Below are 23,688 nucleotides of genomic sequence, written 5' to 3' on the forward strand. Positions count from 1 at the left end.
GCTCAAAATGCTCATGCACCACTAGTACACGCCGCTTTTTCGCTAGTTTTCGCCTTGTCTCGCCCTTGCTCGCGAGACTTTGAACAGGCTCTCAGACTCGCTAAGCAAACCCCCGATCCTGCGTCAGCGCGCCTTGGCTCCGCTTCTCTGCGCGGTGTTGTTGGCGGTTCCAAGCCCGGCCATGCAAGGCCGGGCCCGCCTTCCCAGCTCAGTCCAGCGGCCGGTTCGCCGTCTCCGGCACCATCGCCAGCCCTATCAGCGACACCAGGATGCACAGCGCCGCGTACAAGGCCGGCGCGTTGGGGTCGCCGGTCAGCCGGATCAGGCCGGCGGCGAAGAACTGGGCGAAGCCGCCGAAGATCATCACGCCGACGCAGTAAACAATGGACATGCCGCTGGCGCGGATGCGGCGCGGAAACAACTCCGGCAGCAAGGCGATGCTGGGCACCGAGGTATACACCAGCGGAACCGTCAAGGCCGCCACCACCAAGAGCAGCACCGGCCAGCCGGGCACCGCGTTGACCAGCATGAAACCCGGATAGATCAGCAGCAACAACACCAGCCTCGGCCACAGCAGCGACTTGCGCCGGCCTACGCGATCGCTCCAGCGTCCGGCCGGCACCGCCAACAGCACTTGCAGCAGGGCCGAGGTCGACGCCGCCCAGATCGCCACCGCCAGCGGCATGCCCAGCACCGTCACCGCGTGATTGGCCAGGTAGTGGGCGACGATGAAGGTGGGCGCGGTGCCGCCTATGGTCAGCAACACCCCGGCCAATAGCTGCCGTCCGTGCCGGCGCAGCAAGGAAGCGGCCGGCTCCGCCGCCGCCTGCGGCGCCAGCGCCGACGCCGCGGTTTCGTCCAGCTGGCTGCGGATGTACTCGCCCACCGGAATCGCCAGCACGCCGATGGCGAACACCAGCCGCCAGCCCCAGGCCTCCATCGCCGCCGCCGGCAACAGCGCGCTCAAGGCGCTCACCGTCAGCGTGCCGGCCAACACCCCCAGCCCCTGGCTGAACAACTGCCAGCTGCAGTAATAGCCGCGCGAGCGGTCGTCGGCATACTCCATCAGCATCGAGGTGGCCGCGCCCACCTGGCCGCCGACGGCGAAACCCTGCACCAAGCGGCCCAGCACCACCAGCGCCGGCCCTAGCAAGCCAGCCTGGGCATAGGTGGGCGCCACCACGAACAGCATCGAGCCTATCGCCATCAGCCACAGACTCAGCCGCAGCGCCGGCTTGCGGCCGCAACGGTCCGCGTACAGGCCGATGACGATGCCGCCTATCGGCCGGCTGACGAAGCCGGTGCCGAACACCGCGAACGACAGCATCAGCTGCAGCAGCGGCTCGTCGCTGAACGGGAAGAACAAGCGCCCCATCAGAGTGGCCAGCGCGCTGTAGACGATGAAATCGTAGAACTCCAGCGCATTGCCCACGGTGATGGCGGTGATCGCGCGCCGGCTGGGCGCGGCCGGCCGCGCCGCCGACAACTGGGCGGCCGTCATTGCCCGCCCCCGGCCGCGCCGCCCAGGTAACGCTCCACCAGCTTGACCCAGTAGCTGGCGCCCACCGGCAAGGCCTGGTCGTTGAAGTCGTAACCGGGGTTGTGCACCATGCAGCCGCCCTCGCCGTCGCCGTTGCCTATGATCAGATAACAGCCCGGCACCTGTTCCAGCCAGAAGGCGAAATCCTCGCTGCCGGTCAAGGGCTGCATCTCCGTCACCACCCCGTCCTCGCCCAGCCAGTCCAGCGCCACCTGCCGCGCCAGCGCGGTGGCCGCCGCGTCGTTGACCAGCATCGGGTAGCCGTACTGGTAATCCACCTCGGCGCGCGCGCCGAAACCGGCGGCCTGCGCCTCGGCCAGCGTTTCGATGCGCCGTTGCAGCAGCTCGCGCACCTCGGGCCGCAGCGCGCGTATGCTCAAGCGCATTTCCGCGCTTTCCGGGATCACGTTCGGCGCCTCTCCGGCCAGAATCGCCCCCACCGTCACCACCGCGGTCTCCAGCGGCGGCACATTGCGCGCCACCACGCTTTGCAGCGCCATCACCAGCGAGGCCGCCACCACCACCGGGTCCACCGCCTTGTGCGGCATCGCGCCGTGACCGCCGGTGGCGTGGATGCGGATCACCGCGGTGTCGGTGGACGCCATGAAGGGGCCGGAGAGAAACCCCAGCTTGCCCACCGGGAAGCCCGGCATATTGTGCATCGCGAAGATGGCGTCGCAGGGGAAGAGCCGGAACAGGCCGTCGTCCAGCATGCGCTTGGCGCCGGAACCGCCGTGCCCCTCCTCGGCCGGCTGGAAGAACAGATGCACGGTGCCGCGGAAGCTGTCGCGCCGCGCCAGCTCGCAAGCCGCCGCCAGCAACATCGCGGTATGGCCGTCGTGACCGCAGGCGTGCATTTTCCCGTCGATGCGGCTGGCCCAAGGCAGGCCGGTGTTTTCCTGAATCGGCAGCGCGTCCATGTCGGCGCGCAGGCCTATGCTCGGCCCCGCGCCGCGGCGCAGGGTGCCGACCACCCCGGTCACGCCCAGTCCTTCATGAATCTCGTAGCCCCAGTCGCGCAGACAACGGATCACATGACGGCGGGTCTCCTCCTCTTCGAAGCCCAATTCGGGATGGGCGTGGATCTCGTGGCGCAGCGCAATCATCGCCGAAGCGATGTCGCGGATGCCGGGCAGTATGCGCGTGTTCATGCTCTAGTCTCCTTTGTCTGCGCGCGCCGCTTGGCGCACACTATCGTCGGCCGCGAAGACCGCGGCGGCGATAACAGACTAGCGGCAATAGTTAATAAGTGAATAGCCGCGGGAAAGTGATCGAGAACACTTCTGGTTGTCTACTTGGAGCACAGATGAAACTGCAGCAACTGCAAGCGCTGATCGCGCTGGCCGACGGCGGCGGCATTCGCGCCGCCGCGCGCATGTTGGAGCTGTCGCAGGCCGCGGTCAGCAAGACGCTGCGCGAACTGGAGGAAGAACAGCGGCTGCCGCTGCTGCAGCGGCACGCCAGCGGCGCGCGGCTGACCGAGGCGGGTCAGGCCTTGCTGATCCACGCGCGCCAGGTGGCGATGCAGCTGGAGCGCGCCCACGGCGAGATGGAGGCGCTGCGCGGCCAGCGCGACGCCAGGCTGTGCATAGGCGTCACGCCCTGGTTGGTGCCCACGCTGTTGCCGGAGGTGGTGCTGCGTTTCCGCCAACGGCTGCCGGCGATCCGGCTGGAATTGTTCGAAGGCCTGCTGGCGGTGGCGCTGCCGCGGCTGCGCGACGGCCAGATGGATTTCGCCATCGCCCCGCTGTTCGAGCCGCTGGCCCAGGAATTCCATTGCCAGCCTCTGTTCAGCCACGGCGGTCGGGTGTTCGCCCGCAACGGCCATCCGGCGCTGAGCGCGACGTCCTTGTCCGCGCTGCTGGAACAGGACTGGGTGGTCAATTACAGCCCGGCCAGTTACCGCCACGTGCTGGACCGGCTGTTCAACCGCCACGGCCTGGCCATCGCGCCGGAACGGCTGATCTGCGCGCAGTCCATGGCCTTGCTGGCCGGCCTGGTGCAGGCCGGCATGCTCAGCTACGGGCCGGAGCCCTTGCTGCTGTGTCCGGAATTCGCCGGCAAGGCCCAGGCCTTGTCGCTGCGGGAAGAGATGGAAGAGATCGTCATCGGCGTCATCAGCCTGCAGGGCCAGGCCCACGGCTACGCCGCGCGCTGCTTCATCGACTGCCTGCGGCAGACGCTGCGCCAGCGCCTGCGCTCGGCCCGACCGGAGGACCGGGCCTTGGCGCGGATGCTGACGCTGCGGTTTTAGACGCTGTTCAAAGTCCGCTGCGCTTGGCGACAGCTATCACGGCGGCTACTCCCTCGAAATGCTCGCGCACCACGCGCGCACTCCGCGTTTTCGGCCGTTTTCGCCTTGCCCCGCCCTAGCTCGCGCGACTTTGAACAAGCGCTGGGAAACGCGGTGTCGCGCTCAGTCGAAACGCAAGGTGTAGCGCGACTCCACCGAGGCGTCGGTGCCGGCCCGCAACACCATGGACCAGCCCTTGCTCAGCTGATAAGCCAGCTTCACCGCCTGATTGGCGCTGGTCACGCCGTACTCGTAGCCCAGATACAGTTCGCGGGTCAGCTGACGGCCCACCGTCACCACCTGCTCCGCCGGGCTCACCGTGCCGTTGGCCAGGGTTTTTTCCTTGCGGCTGGACACGCCCAGGTCGTCGAACAGGCCGATCTGGTCGTTGAGCGAGCCGGCCAGCATCATGCCGGCGGAGGCCGCCAGATCGTTGTCGTCGCGCTCGCCGCTCGCCGCCCGGCCCAACACCAGCCAGGCCAGCTTGTCCTTTTCCGACATCGGCTCGTCGGCGACCAGCCTCACCTTGGGCATGGACACCGAACCGCTGACCTCCACGCCGGCGCCCACCGGCGACAAGCGACGCTTGGCGCGCACGTTCAGCAGCGGATTGTCCAGCGGGCCGTTGAAGGTGATGGCGCCGTACTCGATGTCCAGATCCTGGCCGTAGGCCTTGTAGCGGCCCTTGACCACGCGCACCTGACCCTTGGCGCCCGGCGCTTCGCCCGGGTTGGCGCTGACGCGCACCGAACCGGTCAGATCCACGTTCAGACCCTGGCCGGAGAAGCGGAAGCGGTCGCCCAGGTCCAGATCCAGCGCCACCGTCAGCGGCATGCTGGCGAAGGCCGACGGTTCCGGCTCCGGCCGGCCCTTGACCAGCACATCGTCGCTCAGGCTGGGCGCGCCGAACTTGGGCAGGCCGATGCGGCCCTGGTCGGCTCGGATATGGCCGGTCAGCGACAATTTGCCGGCCACCATCGCCAGTTCGGTGCGGCCGGACACCACCAGGCGGCGGTTGGGACGATCGAACACGCCGAACTTGCGCAATTCCACCGCCACCCTCGCGTCCGGGGTGTCGCCGCTCAGATCCAGCGCGCCGCTGGCCGCCACCTCGCCTTCGCCGCCGGCGAAGCGCAAGCGGTCCAGCACCAGCTTGCGGCCGTCCAGCCGCGCCAGCAGGCTGCCGTCGCCCAGGCGGATGCCGGTGCGGCGGTCGGCCAACAGCAATTTGTCGCCGCGTATCGTCCCTTGCGCCATAGGCTGGCTCAAGGCGCCGGTCAGCGCCAGATTGGCGCCGATCTGGCCGCCCAGCTCCAGCGAAGGGCCGGCGAAGCTGGCCAGCGTCGCCAGCGAGGGCACGCTGGCGCTGACGGTGGCGTTGAGCGGGGTCTTGGCGTCGATGGCGCCGCCGTTCCACGGCAGCGAGCCCTTGCCTTGCAGCTGGGCGTAGCGGCTATCCAGATTCAGATCGAACAAGACGCGACCGCCGTCCAGGGTCAGCGTGGCGGCGGCGGTCTTCAAGCCCAGCGCCGCGTCCTTGCCCTTGTCGCCCGGCAGCAGCACGTCGCCGCCGGCGCGCCGCAGCACGAATTGGCCCTTGGCGTTGGCTGCCAGGTTCAGATTCCAGTCGGAGTCGAAGCTCAGGTCCTGCTTCACCGGCAGGCTGAGCAAGGGCCCCAGCTCCGCCAGGCGCAGGCCGCGCGCGGAGCCGCGGGTGCTGAGCGCGCCGTTGGCGCCGCGATTGAGTTCGGCCAGGGTGATGCTGCCGCCCAGCGCCGCCAGCCGGGCGTTGCCCACCTTGATCTGCTCGCCCAGCTCCAGCGCCACCGGCGCCAGCAGGCTGAGGCCGGGACGGCCGCTCAGTTCCAGCTTGTTCAAGGTGCCGGCCCAGGGCCCGGCCTCGCCGCGCAGGCCGCCGTTGGCCGCCAATTGCAACGCGTAGGGGTGATCGGCCAGGCGGAAGCGGCCGTCCAGCTGCAGGCCGTGGCGCGCGCGGGTGCCGCTGGCGCTGGCGCGCAGCTGCTCGGCGCGGAAGCCGCCGGCCTGCAAAGCGGCCACATCCAGCTTGAGCTGGAACGGGCTGTTCTGATCGGCCTTGACGTTGCCGCTGAACTGCATGCTTTGCACCGCGATATTGCCCGGCAGCTTCAGGCGGTCGGCCTGCAGATTGGCGCTGATCAGCGGCGCCTTGGGCGTGCCGGCCAGTTCGCCCTGCCCTTTGACCACGCCGGAGAAACCGGGGCCGATCAGGCCGAGATTGGGCGCGTCGATCAAGAGTTTGAGCTTGTCGCCGGCGGCGCCGTAAGCGCCGTTGGCTTGCAGCCGGTTCTGCGCCAGCCTCAGATCGGCGCTCAGCGATTTCAGCCGTTCGCCCTGCAGCTGCAGGTCGGCGGCGCCGCTGAGCGGCGCGCCGGACAATTTGCTGGGCGCGAATTGCAGCTTGGCCGCCACGCTCAGCGGGCTGGCCAGCTGGCCCTTGGCCTGCAGACTGGCGTTGAGGTCGCCGCTGGGCAGGCCGGGCTTGAGTCTGGACGGATCGGCGCGATTGAGCTTGCCGCTGAAATCGAACAGCTGCTTGCCGTCCAGGCCCAGCTGGCCGGCCAAGGCCAGGGTGCCGACGCCGGCGGTCAACTCCGCCTGCCGAATCAGCAGCGCCGGACGCGGCGCCGGCGCGAAGCCGACGTCGGCCTTGGCCTGCAGGGTTTTGCCCTTGAGCTGGGCGAGGATGTTGGGCCCGCTCAGCGGGCCGTCCAGCATCACCCGGCCGTCCAGGCTGTCGTCCGGCGCGTCGGCGTGCAACTGCCGCAGGCCCAGCTTGGAAATGTCCAGCGCCAGCTTGAGCCGGTCCGGCCGCACCTGGCCGGCCAGGCCGATCTCGCCGCCGGCGATCCGGGCGTGGGTGTTGAACAGCTCCAGCGCCTTGTCGTCGGCGCGGAACTCGCCGGCCAGCAAGGACAGCGGCAGCCGCTGCTCGGACAGGGGGCCGGCCTGCTCGTTGAGCAGGGTCAGCCCGCCCTTGACGCGCTGGCCGGCGTCCGGCTCGGCGAACACCGCCAGGCTGAGCTTGGCGCGCGGCCATTCCGGCAGGATGGCTTGCGGATTGATGCCGGCCATGCGCGCGTCCAGCCGGGTGAAACTGTTGAACGGATTGCTGGCGAAGGGCAGCAGGCCGCCCTTGACGTCGGCCACCAAGTCCTTGCCGGACAGTTCGCCGTCGAAGCTCAGTTGCAACAGGCTGCCGCCCAGCGCCAGCCGCGCCTGATAGGGAATCTTGTCCAGCTCGCCGTCGGCGCTGAGCTTGCCCTGCAGCGCGAAGGGCTTGGCGTCGGCCAATTGCAGCGCCGCGGCCGCCTCGCCCCAGGGCGAGCCCAAACGCTTGAGCTTGAGATCGTGGCGCCGGCCGTCGTAGACGTAGCCGGCTTCCAGGCCGTAAAGCCGCAGCTTGGCCGGCTCCAGCGTCACGCTGGCCACGCTGAGACGGTCCAGACGAATGCTCAGCGGCAAGGCCAGCGATTCCGGCGCGCCGCTAGAAGGAGTGTCCGGCGTCGGCTTGAGCGCCACCTTGACGTGGCCCACCGCCAATTGGCGCAGCCACAGCTGGCGCTGCCACAGCGCGCTCGGCTGCCAATCCAACTTCACGGATTCGATGTCCACGTCGCTGCCGGCGCTGCGCACGCGCACATCGCTCAGCTTGAAGCCGTCCCACAGCGTGCCTTCGGCCTGCTTGACGCTGACGGCGTTGCCGCTGAGGCCGCCCAGCGACTGCATCAGCCAGGCGAAGCCGGCGCGGCTGCCGGTCAGCCAGGCGCTGGCGGCCAACAGCGCGGCGATCAGCAACAGCGGCAGCCACAGCAGCCAGCGCCAGCGACGGCGCTTGGGCTTGGCCGGCGGCGGCGGGGCGGTGTCGGGGACGGGGGAGGTGTCGGTTTCGCTCATGAATGCATTCGGGTCAGAAAGCCAGGCCCAGGCTGAGGTTCCAGCGGATCTTGCCGTCGCGCTCCGCCTTGGCGAAGTCGAAGGCCAGCGGCGCCACCGGACTCATCCAGCGCACGCCCACGCCGTTGGCGCGCTCCACTTGGAAGCCCTTCCAGCTCTGGCTGGCGTTGCCGGCGTCGGTGAACAGCGCCAGATACCAGTCCGGCTTGATCGGGATTTGATACTCCAGGCTGCCGGTGGCCACCACGCGGCCGCCCAGCACCGAGCCGTTGGGGCCCGCCAGGCCCAGGCTCTGGTAATCGTAGCCGCGCACGCTGTTGGCCCCGCCGGCGCGGAACAGGATGGAGGACGGCACCGCGTCCTGATCGTTGGCCCACACCTGGCCCAGCTCCAGCCGGCCGACGAAGGTGCCGTACTTGGGGAACGGCGACCAGTAGCCGACGGTGCGGGCGTAGCCGCGCACATAGGAGGTGGAAGACAAGGCGCTGCCGACGGTGCCGGACAGCTGGAAGTCCAGCAACACGCCGGAGCGCGGCCGCATCAGGTCGTCCACCGCGCGCTGGGTCCAGCCGTAGACCAGTTGCAAGGCGCGGGTGTCCTTATTGGACACGCCGCCGGCCTCTTCGCTTTCCATCAGGTATTGCAGACCGAGGCGCGCCTCGATATTGCCGCGGGTGCGGGTGCGCCAGCCGCCGACGTCGCTGCTGCGGGTTTTCAGGCCCTGCACGTCGTCGGTCTTGAAAGCGCTGGTGATGGAGTGGGAATAGCCGTCGGACTGGCGCGGAAAGCCCAGACCCAGCGACAGCGATTGCTGGTTCTTCTTCCAGTTGGTCACCAGCGAGCCGGTGTAGCCGCGGCGGAAGATATTGTAATGGTCGTAGCCGACGCGCACGCCGGGGCCGTCGCTGGAGTCGTAGATCAGGCCCAGCTCCAGCTTCTGGCGCGGCATCTCGGTGACGTCCACCTCCACCGGCACCCGATGGCTGTCCGGGTCGATATGGGCCATGTCGGCGCTGACCACCACATTGGAGAAATGCGGCGCCTGCTCCAGCGCGGACTGGTAATCGAAAATCTTCTGCAAGCGGTAGGCGGTACCGGGGGAGAAATCGGCCAGGCCGGTGGCGATCTTTTCCGGATAGCGCTTCATGCCCTTGACGGTGATGTCGCCGAACAGGATCACCGGCCCGCTGTCGATGTCCACCACCAGCTGCGCGCGGCGGGTGGCCGGGTCGATTTCCGCCGCGCTCTTGCTGATTTGCGCCTTGGGGAAACGGTCGGCGGTGATCAAGCGCATCACCGCGCGCTTGCTGCTGTCCCAGTCTGACTGACGGTAAGGCGCGCCCATGGGCAGCGACCAGGCCTCCAGCACCGCGGCGAAGCGTTGCTGGAAATCGCCTTCCTCGCGTATCGGTCCGGCGAGGCGGATGGTGACGTCGTCGATCAGCGTGGGTTCGCCGGGCTTGACCTCGATCACGTACTGCCGGGCACCTTCTTCGCGCACATTGACGCGCGCGTCGAAATAGCCCTCGGTCTCCAGCAGCTTGCGCGCGTCCTCCGGGGTGCTGCGCACCAGTTCGGCCAGCAGCGTTTCGTCCATTTCCTCTTCCAGACGGCTGGTGACCAATTCCAGATTGTCTTGCAGCAAGCCGGCCAGACCGGAAGGCGCGTCGACGCGCACGCTGTAATCGAGCTTGGCCCAGACGGGCGTCGCCGACAGCAATAAGATCAATGAAATAAGCAGGCGGGAGCTTGGCATGGTCCGATTCGTTTGGTGTCGAGGCCATGGTAACGAAACTTGCGGCGGCTGGCGAGAAGCGGCTGGGCGGCTTCAAAATCGCGGGAACAGACCGGCGTTTTCTTAAACCAAAAGCTTAATTTATATTCAACTGCAATTCAGGACATGCTGCGGAGGCATCAGTTTTGCTCATCGCAGCCCGGCAATGCGCGTCATGGCGGCGCAAGGCGGTGAGACCGGCCGCGCCGGCAATAGTTTTGCCGCCCCGTCATTTAAGACGATGCGCATAAAAAAGGCGAACCCTTTGGGCTCGCCTTTGTCCTCGCCGTGCCGCGCTTACTTCTTGCGCTGCGGCGGCAAATCGGTGCAAGTGCCGTGCGCCACTTCCGCCGCCATGCCGATGGACTCGCCCATGGTCGGGTGCGGGTGGATGGTCTTGCCGATGTCGGTGGCGTCGCAGCCCATTTCGATGGCCAGGCAGACTTCGCCTATCATGTCGCCCGCGTGCGGGCCGACGATGCCGCCGCCGATGATCTGGTGGCTTTCGGCGTCGAAGATCAGCTTGGTGAAGCCTTCGTCGCGGCCGTTGGCGATGGCGCGGCCGGAGGCGGCCCACGGGAACACGCCCTTCTCTATCTTCAGGCCCTGCTTCTTGGCCTCGTCCTCGGTGACGCCGACCCAAGCCACTTCCGGATCGGTGTAGGCCACGCCTGGGATCACGCGCGCGTCGAAGTAGGATTTCTGACCAGCGCAGTTTTCCGCCGCCACATGGCCTTCATGCACGCCCTTGTGCGCCAGCATCGGCTGGCCGACGATGTCGCCGATGGCGAAGATGTGCGGCACATTGGTGCGCTGCTGCTTGTCCACCGGGATGAAGCCGCGGTCGGTCACAGCGATGCCGGCGTTCTCGGCGCCCAGCAGCTTGCCGTTGGGCGCGCGGCCGGTGGCGTACAGCACCAGATCGTAGCGTTGCGGTTCTTTCGGCGCTTGCTCGCCCTCGAAAGTCACCCATACGCCGTCGTCCTTGGGCTCAACGGCCACGGTCTTGGTGTTCAGCATGATGTTGTCGAAACGGTGGGCGTTCCACTTCTGCCACACCTTGACCAGGTCGCGGTCCGCGCCCTGCATCAGGCCGTCCATCATTTCCACCACGTCCAGGCGCGCGCCCAGCGTGGAGTAGACGGTGCCCATTTCCAGGCCGATGATGCCGCCGCCGATGATCAGCATGCGGTTGGCCACGCCCTTCAGCTCCAGCGCGCCGGTGGAGTCCACCACGCGCGGATCGTCCGGAATGAACGGCAGCTTCACCACGCGGGAGCCGGCGGCGATGATGGCGTTCTTGAACTTGACGATCTTCTTCTCGCCGCTCTCTTCGCGGCCCTTGCCGGTGGTGGCGGCCACTTCGATGTGATGCGGATCGATGAAACGGCCGTTGCCGCGCACGATCTCCACCTTGCGCGCCTTGGCCATGCCGGCGAGGCCGCCGGTCAGCTTGGCGATGACCTTTTCCTTGTAGCCGCGCAGCATGTCGATATCCACTTCCGGCTTGCCGAACTTGATGCCGTTGGCGGCCAGGTGGCTGACTTCGTCGATCACCGCCGCATTGTGCAGCAGCGCCTTGGACGGGATGCAGCCCACGTTCAGGCAGACGCCGCCCAGGGTGGAGTAACGCTCGACGATGACCACTTTCAGGCCCAGATCGGCCGCGCGGAAGGCGGCGGAATAACCGCCGGGACCGCCGCCCAACACCATCACGTCGCACTCGATGTCGGCGCCGCCGCTATGGCTGGCGGCCACCGGAGCGGCTTGCGGCGCGAAGCCGGCCTGGGTGGTGGCGGAGGCGACGCCGGTGGTTTCCACCGGCTTGGGCGCGGCCGGAGCCGCGGCGGCGCCGGCGGCTTCGATGACCACGATCAGATCGCCTTCGGACACTTTGCTGCCGACGGCGACTTTAACTTCCTTGACCACGCCGGCGGCTTCCGCCGGCACTTCCATCGTGGCCTTGTCGGTTTCCAGCGTGATCAGGCTGGCTTCTTTGGCGATCACGTCGCCCGGCTTGACGAAGACTTCGATCACGTCCACGTTGCCGTGGCCGCCGATGTCCGGGACTTTCAATTCAATCAGATTGCTCATGGTTTTCCATCCGCAACGTAGGGCGGAAGCCCGGGGGCCTCCGCCGATATTCAGCAGAATCGTTCGCTTGGGCGACGCGCTCCGGCCAGGCCGGGGCGGCCGCCCGGCTGGCGATTACAGAATCAGGCGGCGCACATCGGACAGCAGTTTGCCCAGATGCACGGTGAAGCGCGCGGCGGCGGCGCCGTCGATCACGCGGTGATCGAAGGACAGCGACAGCGGGCACATCAGGCGCGGCGCGAATTCCTTGCCGTTCCACACCGGCTTGATCTGCGATTTGCAGACGCCGAGGATGGCCACTTCCGGCGCGTTCACGATGGGCGTGAAGCTGGTGCCGCCAATGCCGCCCAGGCTGGAGATGGTGAAGGTGGCGCCCTGCATGTCGGTGGGCTTGAGCTTGCCTTCGCGGGCCAGCTTGGACAGATCGGTCAGTTCCTGAGCGATCTGGCGCAGGCCTTTCTTGTCGGCGTCCTTGATCACCGGCACCACCAGGCCGTTAGGCGTGTCGGCGGCGAAGCCGATGTGGTAGTACTGCTTCAGCACCAGGTTGTCGCCGTCCAGCGAGCTGTTGAAGGCCGGGAAGGCTTTCAGCGCCTCGGCGGCGGCCTTGATGATGAAGGCCAGCGGGCTGATCTTCAGACCGGACTTTTCCCACTCCTTGCCCACGGTCTTGCGGAAGTCTTCCAGCTCGGTGATGTCGCACTCGTCGTTGAACGTCACGTGCGGAATCATCACCCAGTTGCGCGACAGATTGGCGCCGGAGATCTTCTGGATGCGGGACAGCGGCTTGGTTTCGATCGGGCCGAACTTGGCGAAATCGACTTTCGGCCACGGCAGCAGGTCCAGACCGCCGCCGGAGGAAGCCGCGGCGGCCGGAGCCAGCGCCGCCGGGTTCTGCATCACGCCCTTGACGAAGGCTTTGACGTCGGCGTCGGTGATGCGGCCCTTGCGGCCGTTGCCCTTGACCTTGCCCAGGTCCACGCCCAGTTCGCGCGCCAGACGGCGCACCGACGGACCGGCGTGGGCCTTGGAGAAGGAGGTTTCGTCGATGGCTGCGGCTGCGGCCGGCGCCGGAGCGGCGACGGGCGCTGCGGCTACCGGGGCCGGAGCGGCCGGGGCCGCGACCGGAGCCGAGGCGGCTGCTGCGGCCGGAGCGGCGGCGGCGACAGCGCCTTCCACCACCACGATCAGATCGCCTTCGCTGACCTTGTCGCCCACTTTCACTTTAACTTCCACCACGCGGCCGGCGGCGGAGGCCGGCACTTCCATCGTGGCCTTGTCGGTTTCCAGCGTGATCAGGCTGTCGTCGACGGCGATGTCGTCGCCAACCTTGACGGTGACTTCGATCACGTCGACGCCGTTGTGGCCGCCGATGTCAGGCACGCGGATTTCGCTGCGGCCGGAGGCCGCGGGCGCTGCAGGCGCGGCGGCCGGGGCGGCAGCGACCGGAGCCGGAGCAGCGGCCGGGGCGGCTGCGGGAGCCGGCGCGGCGGCCGCCGGGGCCGGAGCGGACGCGGCGGCGCCCACTTCCAGGATGGCGATCACGTCGCCTTCGGAAATCTTGCCGCCGACGACGGCTTTGACTTCCTTGATCACGCCCGCGGTTTCCGCCGGCACTTCCATGGTGGCCTTGTCGGTTTCCAGCGTGATCAGGGAATCGTCCACGGACACGGTCTGGCCCGGGACGATGAATACTTCGATGATGTCTACATTGCTGTGACCGCCGATGTCGGGCACTTTCAATTCGATCAGATTGCTCATGAGCTTTCCATTCGTAAGGCGGAAGCCCCTGTCGGGGCTTGCCGCCGGATATCCGCTACAGATTCGCTTGCCGTGCAAAGGCGGAAGGCCCCGGCCTGGACCGGGGCTTCCGCCCTGCGATTACACCTTCCAGCTCGGCAGCTTGTCGGTCTTGATGCCGTACTTGGCGATCGCCTCGGCCACCTTGGACGCTTCGATCTTGCCGTCGCGCGCCAGCGCGGACAAGGCCGCCAGCGCCACGTGGTAGCGATCCACCTCGAAGAAGGAACGCAGATTGGCGCGGCTGTCGGAGCGGCCGAAGCCGTCGGTGCCCAGCACCACGTAACGGCCCGGAACGTATTCGCGGATCTGGTCGGCGTAGTTGCGGATGTAGTCGGTCGCGGCCACCACCGGACCCTGACGGCCGGCCAGTTGCTGCGCCACGTAGGAGGCGCGCGCTTCGGCGGCGGGGTTCAGCAGGTTGTGGCGCTCGGCTTCCATGCCGTCGCGACGCAGCTGATTGAAGGAGGTCACGCTCCAGATGTCGGCGCCGATGCCGAAGTCCGCCTTCAGCAGGTCGGCCGCGGCCATCACTTCGCGCAGAATGGTGCCGGAGCCCATCAGCTGCACTTTCACCTGGGCGTCGCCGCCGTCCTGCAGCAGATACATGCCCTTCAGGATGCCTTCTTCCGCGCCCGCCGGCATCGCCGGGTGAACGTAGTTTTCGTTCATCAGGGTCAGGTAGTAGAAGACGTCTTCCTGCTCGGCGTACATGCGGCGCAGACCGTCCTGCACGATCACCGCCAGTTCATAGGCGAAGGTCGGGTCGTAGCTGATGCAGTTCGGGATCAGGCCGGCCTGGATGTGGCTGTGGCCGTCTTCGTGCTGCAGGCCTTCGCCGTTCAGCGTGGTGCGGCCGGCGGTGCCGCCCAGCAGGAAACCGCGGGCGCGCATGTCGCCGGCGGCCCAGGCCAGGTCGCCGATGCGCTGGAAGCCGAACATCGAGTAGTAGATGTAGAACGGAATCATCGGCTGGCTGCTGTTGGCGTAGCTGGTCGCCGCGGCGATCCAGTCGGCCATCGCGCCCGGCTCGTTGATGCCTTCCTGCAGGATCTGGCCGTCCTTGGATTCCTTGTAGAACATCAGCTGGTCATGATCCTGCGGCACGTAGTTCTGACCCTGGGTGGACCAGATGCCGTACTGGCGGAACATGCCTTCCATGCCGAAGGTCCGGGACTCGTCCGGCACGATCGGAACCACGCGCTGACCGATGTTCTTGTCCTTCATGATGGTGCCCAGCATGCGGACGAAGGCCATCGTGGTGGAGAACTCGCGGTCGCCGGACGCTTGCAGCTGCGCGTCGAACACGGACAGTTCCGGGGTTTGCAGCGCGGTGGTCACCGGCTTGCGCGCCGGCAGGTAGCCGCCCAGCGCGGCGCGGCGTTCGCGCATGTACTTCATTTCCGGGCTGTCTTCGGCCGGCAGGTAGTACGGCACGTTCGGCAGGTCGGCGTCGGACACCGGAATGCCGAAGCGGTCGCGGAAGTTGCGCAGCGAATCCAGGTCCATTTTCTTGGCCTGGTGCGCGATGTTCTTGGCTTCGCCGGACGCGCCCATGCCGTAACCCTTGATGGTCTTGGCCAGGATCACGGTCGGACGGCCGTTGGCGTTGTTGGACGCCTCGTGGTAGGCGGCGTACACCTTGTGCGGGTCATGGCCGCCGCGGTTCAGCGCCCAGATCTCGTCGTCGGACATATTGGCGACCATTTCGCGCAGCTCCGGGTATTTGCCGAAGAAGTGTTCGCGAACGTAAGCGCCGTCCTTGGACTTGAAGGTCTGGTAATCGCCGTCCACGCACTCGTCCATGCGCTTCTTCAGCAGGCCCTTGCTGTCCATCGCCAGCAGCGGGTCCCAACGCGAGCCCCAGATCACTTTCAGCACGTTCCAGCCGGAACCGCGGAAGTCGCCTTCCAGTTCCTGGATGATCTTGCCGTTGCCGCGCACCGGGCCGTCCAGACGCTGCAGATTGCAGTTGATCACGAAGATCAGGTTGTCCAGACCTTCGCGGGACGCCATCGAGATCGCGCCCAGGGATTCCGGCTCGTCCATCTCGCCGTCGCCGCAGAAACACCACACTTTGCGGCCCGGAGTCTTGGCCAGACCGCGGCTTTCCAGATACTTGAGGAAGCGAGCCTGATAGATGGCCATCAAGGGGCCCAGGCCCATCGACACGGTCGGGAACTGCCAGAAGTCCTTCATCAGCCACGGGTGCGGGTAGGAGGACAGGCCGTTGCCGTCCACTTCCTGGCGGAAGCTGTCCAGCTGCTCGGCGGACAGGCGGCCTTCCATGAAGGCGCGCGCGTACACGCCCGGGGAAATGTGGCCCTGGAAGTAGATCAGATCGCCGTCTTGCTCATCGTTCTGGGCGCGCCAGAAGTGGTTGAAGCCGACGTCGTACAGGGTGGCGGAGGATTGGAAGGAGGCGATGTGGCCGCCCAGCTCCAGATCCTTCTTACCGGCGCGCAGCACCAAGGCGGCGGCGTTCCAGCGATTGATCGAGCGGATGCGATGCTCCATCTCGTGGTTGCCCGGCGACTTCACTTCTTTGCCGAGCGGAATGCTGTTCTGGTATGCGGTGGTGGCGTCAAACGGCAGATGGGCGCCGCGGCGGCGGGTGCGCTCGACCAGTTTCTCCAACAGGTAATGCGCGCGTTCCGGGCCTTCGGCGTCCAGCACCGACTCCAGCGCTTCAGTCCATTCCTGGGTTTCCAACGGATCGATATCGTCAGGGAAAGTTGCAGCCATCTCTGGTCCTCACAGCAAGGTGGATCGGGGGCCGTATGTAGCACTGCGCGGCCCCGCGTTATTGCAATCGGCTCGAATTCGAACCTATTTATTAGCTTCAGATTATAAACGAACGCAATCGCAAATAAAAATGTTCATTTGCGAAAAGAGCGCCGTATCTTGAGCAAGTGTACGTCTTCCGGCTTTCACAAAGGAATAGGTCAAGCGTACTAACGCTTGTTTCGGGGCGGAAAACAGCGGTTATTGCGCCGCACCATGTTGTTTTTTTGCGATTTGCTGTCGCAAATTGAAACATTCGTTTCAGTTGCGCGCTTACTTCTTCCTCTCCTCGCGAACCAGGCGGTCCAGTTCGCGGATGCGCGCTTCGATTGAGGAGCGCAGGTAGAAATCGTCGCCCTTGGCCTTGCTGGCCAGCTGGAACTGCTCCATCGCCGGCTGGTAGCGCTGCTCATGATAGAAGGCGTTGCCCAGCGCCGCGTGGTAGCGCAGCGGATCGCGGTCGGCGTACAAGCTGGCCTGCCGCCGATACAGCCCCGGATTGTCCGGATGGCGGTTCAACTGAGTCTTGATCAGGCTCAGCGCGCCCTGGCTGTCGCCGCTGGCGACGGCGACGTCGATATCCAGCAGTTGCAGCGACAGGCTTTGCGGAAAACGGGCCAGCCCGGCGCGCGCCGCGTTGCGGGCGGCGGCCCAGTCCTTGCGTTCGCGTTCTATCGCCACGTCCAAACCCCACAGCATCGGGTGGTCCGGCAGCTTGGCCCGCGCCTTGGCCAGCGCCTGGCGCGCGCCGGCGACGTCGCGCTGACGCAGCTTGATCTGAGCCAGGCCATACCATTGCGCGCCCTCGTTCAGGTACAGGCCGCGGTCCAGCGCCGCCTCGTAATAGCGCTGCCCCTCGTCCGGCGTCAGCGTCGAGGCGCGCAGTTTCTCGCGCACCAGCAGATAATCGACGCTGTCGGCGCGCATCTTCACCGGATAGTCCAGCGCGCGGTTCTCCGCTTCGCTGATGCGCTCCAGCGTCACCGGGTGGGTGCGCAGAAAGGCCAGCGCCGCGTTGTCGCTGTAGCGCTCGTTCTGCTGCAAGCGCTGGAAGAAGGCCGGCATGCTGCGCACGTCGAAGCCGGCCTGGCTCATATACTGCATGCCGACGCGGTCGGCCTCGCGTTCGAAATCGCGCGAAAACGCCAATTGATTGGAAATCGACAGGCCCATGCCGGCGGAGACCACCCCCATCGCGCCCTGGCCGCTGCCGGCCTTGGCCGCCAGCGCGGCGGCAATGATGGTGCCCAGCAGCAACAAGGGGCTGGTGGCGCTGCTGGCCGCCTTCATCCGCGCGATGTGGCGCTGGGCGACGTGGGCGGTTTCGTGGCCCAGCACCGAGGCGAGCTCGCCCTCGCTCTGGGTCGCCAGCAGCAGGCCGATATTGATGCCGATGTAGCCGCCGGGCATGGCGAAGGCGTTGATGCCGCGATCGTTGACGCAGAAATAGGTGAAGCCGACGCCGGGCAGTTTGACGCCGCTGGACAGGCGGCCGCCGATATCGTTGAGGTAATCGTTGACCTCCTGGTCGTCGACGATGTCGCCGGCCTCCAGCATCGCGCGCCAAGCCTGGCGGCCGATGCGATTCTCGTCCGCCAGCGTCAGCGAGGCGTCCGACACCTCGCCCAGATCGGGCAAATCGGCGTAACTGACGGACGGGTGCAACAAGCTCAGCGCCAGCACGCCGGCCAGCAGGGTCTGTTTGGTCATCCGGCTATGATAGCCATGATCGGCCACAAGTTGCATGAGGCGGCGCAACATCAACTGTCAAAGAGTATGAGCTTCCCCGCCGTCCGGCGGCGTCGCGGCCAGCGCCTCCCACGCCGCCTGCGCGCTCAGGTGCACGCGCCCGGCGAAACCGGCCAGCAGACCGCCGCCCTCCATCCGCTGCGCCACCGGCCCCTTGATCTCGGCCAGGTGCAGCGTCACCCCGCGCGCCGTCAGTTCCGCGTCCAGCCGCGTCAGCATCAGCAAGGCGCTGGTATCCACGCGGTTGACCGCGCTCATGATCAACACCAGCCGCGTGATTCCGTCCTGGGCGGCCAGCCGGCGCAGCGCCTCGCCGCGCACCTGGCGGGCGTTGCCGAAGAACAGGCTCTCGTCGACGCGCAGAAACAACGCGCCGGGCAGGCGCTCCACCGCGAAGCGCAGCCGGTTGCGGAAATGATGACTGCCCGGCAAGCGGCCCAGTTCGGCGATGTGCGGCCGGCTGCTGCGCCACAGCATCGCGGCCAGCGACATCAGCACGCCGGCGACGATGCCGGAATCCACCCCCAGCCACAGCACCAGCATGAAAGTCAGCGCGAAGGCCGCCGCGTCGGCGCGGTCGACGCGCCAGGCCAGCCTCAGGCTGTCGAAACGTATCATGGCGCTGACCGAGGCGATGATCATCGCCGCCAGCACCGCCAGCGGCAGCAAGGCCAGCGCGCCGGCGGCGAAGCTGGCCAGCAGCATGATGCCCAGGGCGGCGACCACCGAGGCCAGCTGAGTCTGGGCGCCGGCTTCGGCGTTGACCATGGAGCGGGTCAGGCCGCCGGTGACCGGAAAGCCGCCGGACAGGCCGGCGCCGATATTGCACAGGCCCAGCGCCAGCAGCTCCCGGTCCGGATCCACCTCGTCGCCGCGGTCTTGCGCCAGCGCCTGGGCCACCGCCAGGCTTTGCACGTAATTGATCAAGGCGATGAAAAAGGCCGGCAGCGCCAACTGCGACCACTGCTCCAGACTCAGGCCCGGCCAGGTCGGCGTCGGCAGACCCGGCGGAATTTCGCCCACCACCGGCAAGGCGGCGCGCAGACCCAGGCCGGCCACCAGCGCCATGCCCAGCAGCACCGCCAGCAACGGCGCCAGACGCAGCCACAGTTGCCGCGTCGGCGCGCGCAGGCCGCAGCGGCGCAACAGCGGATCGCCCAACCAGCGCGCCAGCAGCAGCAAGACCAGCGCCGTCGCGCCGAACAACAACGCCGCCGGATTGAGCCCGCCGGCCGCCCGCCACAGACCGGCCAGCAGCTGCGGCAAGGACGCGCCGCCGGCCTGCACGCCCAGCAAGGGCCCCAGCTGCGACAGCACGATCAGCAAGGCCGACGCCGAGGTGAAGGCCGCCAGCACCGGTTCGGACAAGAGATCGGCGACGAAACCCAGCCGTAGCAGGCCGAGCGCCGCCAGCATCGCGCCGGACAGCAGCGCCAGGCCGATGGCCAACGCCAGATAATCGCCCGAGCCCGGCTCGGCCAAGCGCGCCAGCGTGGCCGCCACCAATAAGGACGTCATCGCCATCGGCCCCACCGACTGCGCGTGACTGCGCCCGGCCAGCGCGTAAATCAGCAAGGGCGCGATGCTGGCGTACAAGCCCGCCTGCGCCGGCAGGCCGGCCACCAGCGCGTAAGCCAGCCCTTGCGGCGCCAGCAGCAAGGTCACCACCAGGCCCGCGCCCAGATCGCCCGGCAAATACGCGCGCCGGTAGTCGCGCAACCAGGCCGGCAGCCAGAGCCTCATCCGCGCCGCTCCCATCGTCCGGCCAGCCACAGGCCGGCCGCCATCGCCGGCAAAAACCATAGGCTCAGCGGCGACGCCATGCCGCCCAGCAGCAAGGCCGGCCCCGGACAGAGGCCGGCCAGGCCCCAACCTGCGCCGAACAGCAGAGCGCCGCCGATCAGCCGGCGCGTCAGCGGCGTCTTGGCCGGCCACCGCGCCGGCTCGCCCAGGAACGCGCGCGGGCGGCGCTCGGCCAGACGGAAGGCCGGCCAGGCCGCGGCGACGGCTCCGGCCATCACCAGCGCCAGGCTGGGATCCCAGGCGCCGCCCAGGTCAAGAAAGGCCAGCACCTTGGCCGGATTGGCCATGCCGGACAGCAACAAGCCCAGGCCGAACAACAGGCCCGCGCCCGCCATCGACAACAAGCGTTTCCACTCCGCCGCCATCTTCACGCCCCCCAATGTCGAACCGCGGCCACGGTGACGAAGCCGGCAAACATGAAGGCCGCCGTCGCCGCCAGCGAGCGCGGCGATAAACGCGCCAGGCCGCAGACGCCGTGGCCGCTGGTGCAGCCGGAACCCAGACCCGCGCCGACGCCCACCAGCAGGCCGGCGGCCAGCAAGCGCAAGCCGCCGGCCTCGATCTTGACGACGGGCAATTCGCCCGCCGCCAGCCACCACCAAGCCGGCGCCGCCGTCAGGCCCAGGAGAAAGGCCAAGCGCGCGCGCCAGTCCGCCCGCCGCTCCAACAAGCCGCCCAGCATGCCGCTGATGCCGGCGACGCGACCATGCAACAGAGCCAGCCAAGCCGCCGCCGCGCCGATCAACGCCCCGCCCGCCAAGGCGGGCCACGGCGTGAACGCCGCCCAATCCGCGGCCATCACGCCGCTCCCGCCGGCTGGTCGGCGCAGAACAAGGCGTGCAAGGCGTTCAGCAAGGCCAGGGCGTCGGCGCTGGCCACGCTGTAATACACCCATTTGCCTTCGCGCCGCGTCGCCACCAGGCCTTCATTGCGCAACACGCCCAGCTGCTGCGACAAAGAGGGCTGGCGAATGCCGGTCAAACGCTCCAGCTCAGACACCGACTTCTCGCCGTCCACCAGCTGGCACAGCAGCAGCAGCCTGTCCTCATTGGCCAGGCCCTTCAACAACAAGGCGGCGCGGCCGGCATTGGCGCGCAGCATGTTCAAATCCATATTCGTTCTCCCGCGCCGGCTTTCCGGCGGCGCAAACATTATGTTTTACAATATAATGTAAATCAACTAACTGTTACCGCCGCGCCACAGTAGTCCGCCCGCCGCCACATGGCCTATCAGTCACCATCGCGCCGGGAAAAACTGTTGTAGACTCAAGGCCATGAACCTATTTTCAGCCGCGGCGCCGACCCGGCCCAGCACCGCCATGGCCTCCACCCTCCTCCCGCCCGCCCCCAGGCAGTTGGTGCACGAACGCGGCATCCCCGCCTTCGGCGTATATCAGGGCATCATCGACCGGCTGGACTGGCGCGCGCTGAAAACCACGCCCTATCAACGGCTGACGCGCCGGCTGCATCACAAGCGCTGGCAGTACGCGGCCATCGCCCACCCGGCCTTTTTCATCGGCGTCGCCATTGTCGACGTCGGCTGGACCGGCACCGCTTTCGCCTATCTGTTCGACCGCAAGAGCGGCGAAGTCATCGCCGCCGCCAGCGCCAACGGCCTGCCCGGCCTGTCCACCCGGATAGAGGACCGCGCCTTCGGCGACGCCTCCTTCCAGGCCGGCCGCTGCCGGCTGAGTTTCCGCCGCGACGGCGAGCGGCTGGAACTGGCGGTGGACTCGCCGCAGTTGAAAGTGGCCGCGCATATCCAGTTGACGGACATGCCGCCGGTGCTGGCGGTGATCGCGCCGGCCAACTGGCTGGCCCACTCCACCCATAAGAGCGGCGGCCTCCGGATCAGCGGCTTCGCCGACTGCCAGGACCGGCGCTATTCGCTGGACGGCGCGGTGGCGGCGCTGGACTACTCCAACGGCCTGCTGGCGAGGGAAACCCGCTGGCGCTGGGCCAGCGCGCATTCGCTGGAACTGGGCTTCAATCTGCAGCAAGGCTATATGGGCGATACCGAAAACGCCGCCTGGCTGCGCGGCAAGCTGATCCGGCTGGGGCCGGTCAGCTTCGACTACCAGCCGGACGATCCGCTGCAGGGCTGGCGCATGCGCAGCGACAACGGCCTGCTGGACCTGAGCTTCGCGCCGGAAGGCGCGCGGCGCGAAGACAAGAATCTGCTGATCGCCGCCAGCCGCTACGTACAGCCCATCGGCCGTTTCAACGGCCGGATTCGCGACCCGGACGGCGGCGCCGACCATGTGGTCAGCGATTTGCTGGGCGTGACCGAGGACCATCTGTCGCGTTGGTGAACGTAGCCCGCTCGATGTCGCAAGCCAACGACCATTCGCCGCCATTGTCTGAAGTTCATCGCAATTCCCTGCTGTAGCCAGGGAAATCCCCGTTTTGCGAAAACACAAGACCGGCGGGAACAACAGTGGTAGGATGCGCCCGCAACCGAGTATTCTCTCTAAACGCCCAAACCTGACAAACCGTCCAGAGCCTGTCCATGATCCTTTTGCCGCCGCCGCGTCAGAACGCTGATGAACAGACTCTCAGTAGGAGATTGCCATCATGGATAGATTAAGCGCTCTGCTCGAACACAATCGCCACTTCGTGGAAAACCGCGAATACGAGCAATTCAAGACCGACAAATTCCCCGGCAAGGGCCTGGCCGTGCTGGCCTGTATGGACGCGCGGCTGGTGGAACTGCTGCCCAAGGCCATGGGCCTGAAGAACGGCGACGCCAAGCTGATCAAGAACGCCGGCGCGCTGATCACCCACCCGTGGGGTTCGGTGATGCGCAGCCTGATCATGGCGGTGTACGAACTGCGCGCCGACGAAATCTGCGTGGTCGCCCACCGCGACTGCGGCATGCGCGCGGTCGATCCGCAGCGCGTGCTGGACCACGCGATGGAACGCGGCGTGTCGGAAGACACCATCGCCACCTTGCGCGCCGCCGGCATCGATCTGGACGGCTGGCTGAAGGGCTTCGACAACGTGTCCGACAGCGTGCGCCACACCGTGCACACCATCCGCAACCACCCGCTGATGCCCAAGGACGTGCCGGTGCACGGCATGGTGATCCATCCGTCCACCGGCCGGCTGGAAGTCATCGTCGACGGCTACCAGAACGACGACGCGCTGGAGTAAGCCCTTGCGCCTGGGCCTGTTCGGCGGCACCTTCGACCCCATCCACAACGCCCACCTGCGCATGGCCGACGCCTTCGCCGCGGAGCTGGCGCTGGACCAGGTCAGGCTGATTCCGGCCGGCCGGCCCTATCACCGCAGCCAGGGCCCGCACGCCGCGCCGGCGCAACGGCTGGCCATGGCAAAGCTGGCGGCGGCGGATCGGCCGCTGCTGACGGTGGACGAACGCGAAGTGCGCCGCCCCGGCGCCGCCTACACCATAGACACCCTGGAAGAGCTGCGCGCCGAACTGGGCGCGGACGCCGAACTGTGGTTTTTGATCGGCGGCGACTCGCTGGCCGGGCTGCATACCTGGAAGCGCTGGGACGAACTGTTGCGTTTCGCCAACCTGGCCGTGGCCTTGCGTCCCGGCTTCGATCCGGCCTCGCTGCCGGCGCCGGTGCAAGCCTTGTGGCGCGCCCGGCAAGTCTCTGATTTTTCAAATCGAACCGCATCCGGTACAATCCGCCCCTTGGCCTTGCCGCCGGTGGACATCGCGGCCACCGACATCCGCCAGCGCCTGGCGCGCGGCGACGCGGTGGACGATGTGCTGCCGCCCGCGGTGCTGGCCTATATCCGCCAACACCGGCTATACCAGACAGTGTAGCCGCCGTGTCCGGCCACTTTCCGCCAGGCCGCCCGCAGTCGGCCGGCAGCGATTCACTTTAAAAGCAATACGGCAGGCCTGCCGCCGCGCTGCGCGCGCCGGCCCCGCCCGCCATTTTGC

Annotated in this window: 16 protein-coding genes; 4 read left to right on the forward strand and 12 right to left on the reverse strand. The window is 67.3% G+C overall.

Features of this window, described 5'->3' with window-relative positions:
• Positions 1–208: 208 nt before the first annotated feature.
• Together VK98_RS03265 and VK98_RS03270 are read right to left on the reverse strand one after the other, a co-directional pair.
• Positions 209–1,501, reverse strand: a complete 1,293-nt coding sequence (locus VK98_RS03265) for an MFS transporter (RefSeq protein WP_048412677.1) — start codon at positions 1,499–1,501, stop codon at positions 209–211.
• The gene (locus VK98_RS03270) at positions 1,498–2,691 is read right to left on the reverse strand and encodes a M20 aminoacylase family protein (protein WP_048412678.1); all 1,194 of its coding nucleotides are present in this window, start codon (positions 2,689–2,691) and stop codon (positions 1,498–1,500) included. The genes VK98_RS03265 and VK98_RS03270 overlap by 4 nt, the downstream gene beginning before the upstream one ends.
• Before the next feature lie 155 nt (positions 2,692–2,846).
• On the opposite strand from VK98_RS03270, the gene VK98_RS03275 reads away from it, so the two are divergent.
• Positions 2,847–3,794, forward strand: coding sequence for a LysR substrate-binding domain-containing protein (locus tag VK98_RS03275; RefSeq protein WP_048412679.1), 948 nt, complete (start codon positions 2,847–2,849; stop codon positions 3,792–3,794).
• 162 nt (positions 3,795–3,956) lie between these two features.
• Here the strand turns inward: VK98_RS03275 and VK98_RS03280 are convergent, their stop codons facing one another.
• From VK98_RS03280 to VK98_RS03325, 10 genes are all read right to left on the reverse strand, one after another.
• On the reverse strand, positions 3,957–7,769 hold the full coding sequence (locus tag VK98_RS03280; RefSeq protein WP_048412680.1) for a translocation/assembly module TamB domain-containing protein: 3,813 nt from the start codon (positions 7,767–7,769) through the stop codon (positions 3,957–3,959).
• 13 nt (positions 7,770–7,782) lie between these two features.
• Positions 7,783–9,525, reverse strand: coding sequence for an autotransporter assembly complex family protein (locus tag VK98_RS03285; protein WP_048412681.1), 1,743 nt, complete (start codon positions 9,523–9,525; stop codon positions 7,783–7,785).
• A gap of 315 nt (positions 9,526–9,840) precedes the next feature.
• Positions 9,841–11,637, reverse strand: a complete 1,797-nt coding sequence (gene lpdA, locus VK98_RS03290; RefSeq protein WP_048412682.1) for a dihydrolipoyl dehydrogenase — start codon at positions 11,635–11,637, stop codon at positions 9,841–9,843.
• 114 nt (positions 11,638–11,751) lie between these two features.
• Positions 11,752–13,398 (reverse strand): dihydrolipoyllysine-residue acetyltransferase, encoded by a 1,647-nt coding sequence (gene aceF / locus VK98_RS03295; RefSeq protein ID WP_048412683.1) that lies wholly within the window; start codon positions 13,396–13,398, stop codon positions 11,752–11,754.
• 120 nt (positions 13,399–13,518) lie between these two features.
• Positions 13,519–16,182 (reverse strand): pyruvate dehydrogenase (acetyl-transferring), homodimeric type, encoded by a 2,664-nt coding sequence (gene aceE, locus VK98_RS03300; RefSeq protein WP_048412684.1) that lies wholly within the window; start codon positions 16,180–16,182, stop codon positions 13,519–13,521.
• Positions 16,183–16,494: 312 nt separating this feature from the next.
• Complete coding sequence (locus VK98_RS03305) at positions 16,495–17,931, reverse strand: M48 family metalloprotease (protein WP_048412774.1); 1,437 nt, start codon at positions 17,929–17,931, stop codon at positions 16,495–16,497.
• 57 nt (positions 17,932–17,988) lie between these two features.
• On the reverse strand, positions 17,989–19,713 hold the full coding sequence (locus VK98_RS03310) for a SulP family inorganic anion transporter (protein ID WP_048412685.1): 1,725 nt from the start codon (positions 19,711–19,713) through the stop codon (positions 17,989–17,991).
• Complete coding sequence (locus VK98_RS03315; protein WP_048412686.1) at positions 19,710–20,138, reverse strand: DUF6691 family protein; 429 nt, start codon at positions 20,136–20,138, stop codon at positions 19,710–19,712. Before VK98_RS03315 ends, VK98_RS03310 begins: the two co-directional genes overlap by 4 nt.
• Positions 20,139–20,140: 2 nt before the next feature.
• Positions 20,141–20,572, reverse strand: coding sequence for a YeeE/YedE family protein (locus tag VK98_RS03320; protein ID WP_043589442.1), 432 nt, complete (start codon positions 20,570–20,572; stop codon positions 20,141–20,143).
• On the reverse strand, positions 20,572–20,886 hold the full coding sequence (locus tag VK98_RS03325; protein WP_043589439.1) for a helix-turn-helix transcriptional regulator: 315 nt from the start codon (positions 20,884–20,886) through the stop codon (positions 20,572–20,574). The genes VK98_RS03320 and VK98_RS03325 overlap by 1 nt, the downstream gene beginning before the upstream one ends.
• Before the next feature lie 160 nt (positions 20,887–21,046).
• Here VK98_RS03325 and VK98_RS03330 point away from each other — a divergent pair, with 160 nt between their 5' ends.
• The 3 genes from VK98_RS03330 (at position 21,047) to nadD (ending at position 23,568) form a co-directional block, all read left to right on the forward strand.
• A complete protein-coding gene (locus VK98_RS03330) occupies positions 21,047–22,084 on the forward strand; it encodes a DUF2804 domain-containing protein (RefSeq protein ID WP_231589196.1) in 1,038 nt (345 codons plus the stop codon).
• Between the two features lie 262 nt (positions 22,085–22,346).
• On the forward strand, positions 22,347–22,925 hold the full coding sequence (locus VK98_RS03335) for a carbonic anhydrase (RefSeq protein WP_048412687.1): 579 nt from the start codon (positions 22,347–22,349) through the stop codon (positions 22,923–22,925).
• A 4-nt stretch (positions 22,926–22,929) separates the two neighbouring features.
• Positions 22,930–23,568, forward strand: coding sequence for a nicotinate-nucleotide adenylyltransferase (gene nadD, locus VK98_RS03340; RefSeq protein WP_048412688.1), 639 nt, complete (start codon positions 22,930–22,932; stop codon positions 23,566–23,568).
• Positions 23,569–23,688: the final 120 nt, after the last annotated feature.

The sequence above is a fragment of the Chromobacterium sp. LK11 genome, assembly GCF_001043705.1.
Lineage (GTDB): Bacteria > Pseudomonadota > Gammaproteobacteria > Burkholderiales > Chromobacteriaceae > Chromobacterium > Chromobacterium alkanivorans.

Bases quoted from the DNA above. Each gene is read 5' to 3' on its own strand.
- VK98_RS03265 (WP_048412677.1), bottom strand. From the start codon at position 1,501: ATGACGGCCGCCCAGTTGTCGGCGGCGCGGCCGGCCGCGCCCAGCCGG.
- VK98_RS03270 (WP_048412678.1), bottom strand. From the start codon at position 2,691: ATGAACACGCGCATACTGCCCGGCATCCGCGACATCGCTTCGGCGATG.
- VK98_RS03275 (WP_048412679.1), top strand. From the start codon at position 2,847: ATGAAACTGCAGCAACTGCAAGCGCTGATCGCGCTGGCCGACGGCGGC.
- VK98_RS03280 (WP_048412680.1), bottom strand. From the start codon at position 7,769: ATGAGCGAAACCGACACCTCCCCCGTCCCCGACACCGCCCCGCCGCCG.
- VK98_RS03285 (WP_048412681.1), bottom strand. From the start codon at position 9,525: ATGCCAAGCTCCCGCCTGCTTATTTCATTGATCTTATTGCTGTCGGCG.
- lpdA (WP_048412682.1), bottom strand. From the start codon at position 11,637: ATGAGCAATCTGATTGAATTGAAAGTCCCGGACATCGGCGGCCACGGC.
- aceF (WP_048412683.1), bottom strand. From the start codon at position 13,398: ATGAGCAATCTGATCGAATTGAAAGTGCCCGACATCGGCGGTCACAGC.
- aceE (WP_048412684.1), bottom strand. From the start codon at position 16,182: ATGGCTGCAACTTTCCCTGACGATATCGATCCGTTGGAAACCCAGGAA.
- VK98_RS03305 (WP_048412774.1), bottom strand. From the start codon at position 17,931: ATGACCAAACAGACCCTGCTGGCCGGCGTGCTGGCGCTGAGCTTGTTG.
- VK98_RS03310 (WP_048412685.1), bottom strand. From the start codon at position 19,713: ATGAGGCTCTGGCTGCCGGCCTGGTTGCGCGACTACCGGCGCGCGTAT.
- VK98_RS03315 (WP_048412686.1), bottom strand. From the start codon at position 20,138: ATGGCGGCGGAGTGGAAACGCTTGTTGTCGATGGCGGGCGCGGGCCTG.
- VK98_RS03320 (WP_043589442.1), bottom strand. From the start codon at position 20,572: ATGGCCGCGGATTGGGCGGCGTTCACGCCGTGGCCCGCCTTGGCGGGC.
- VK98_RS03325 (WP_043589439.1), bottom strand. From the start codon at position 20,886: ATGGATTTGAACATGCTGCGCGCCAATGCCGGCCGCGCCGCCTTGTTG.
- VK98_RS03330 (WP_231589196.1), top strand. From the start codon at position 21,047: ATGAACCTATTTTCAGCCGCGGCGCCGACCCGGCCCAGCACCGCCATG.
- VK98_RS03335 (WP_048412687.1), top strand. From the start codon at position 22,347: ATGGATAGATTAAGCGCTCTGCTCGAACACAATCGCCACTTCGTGGAA.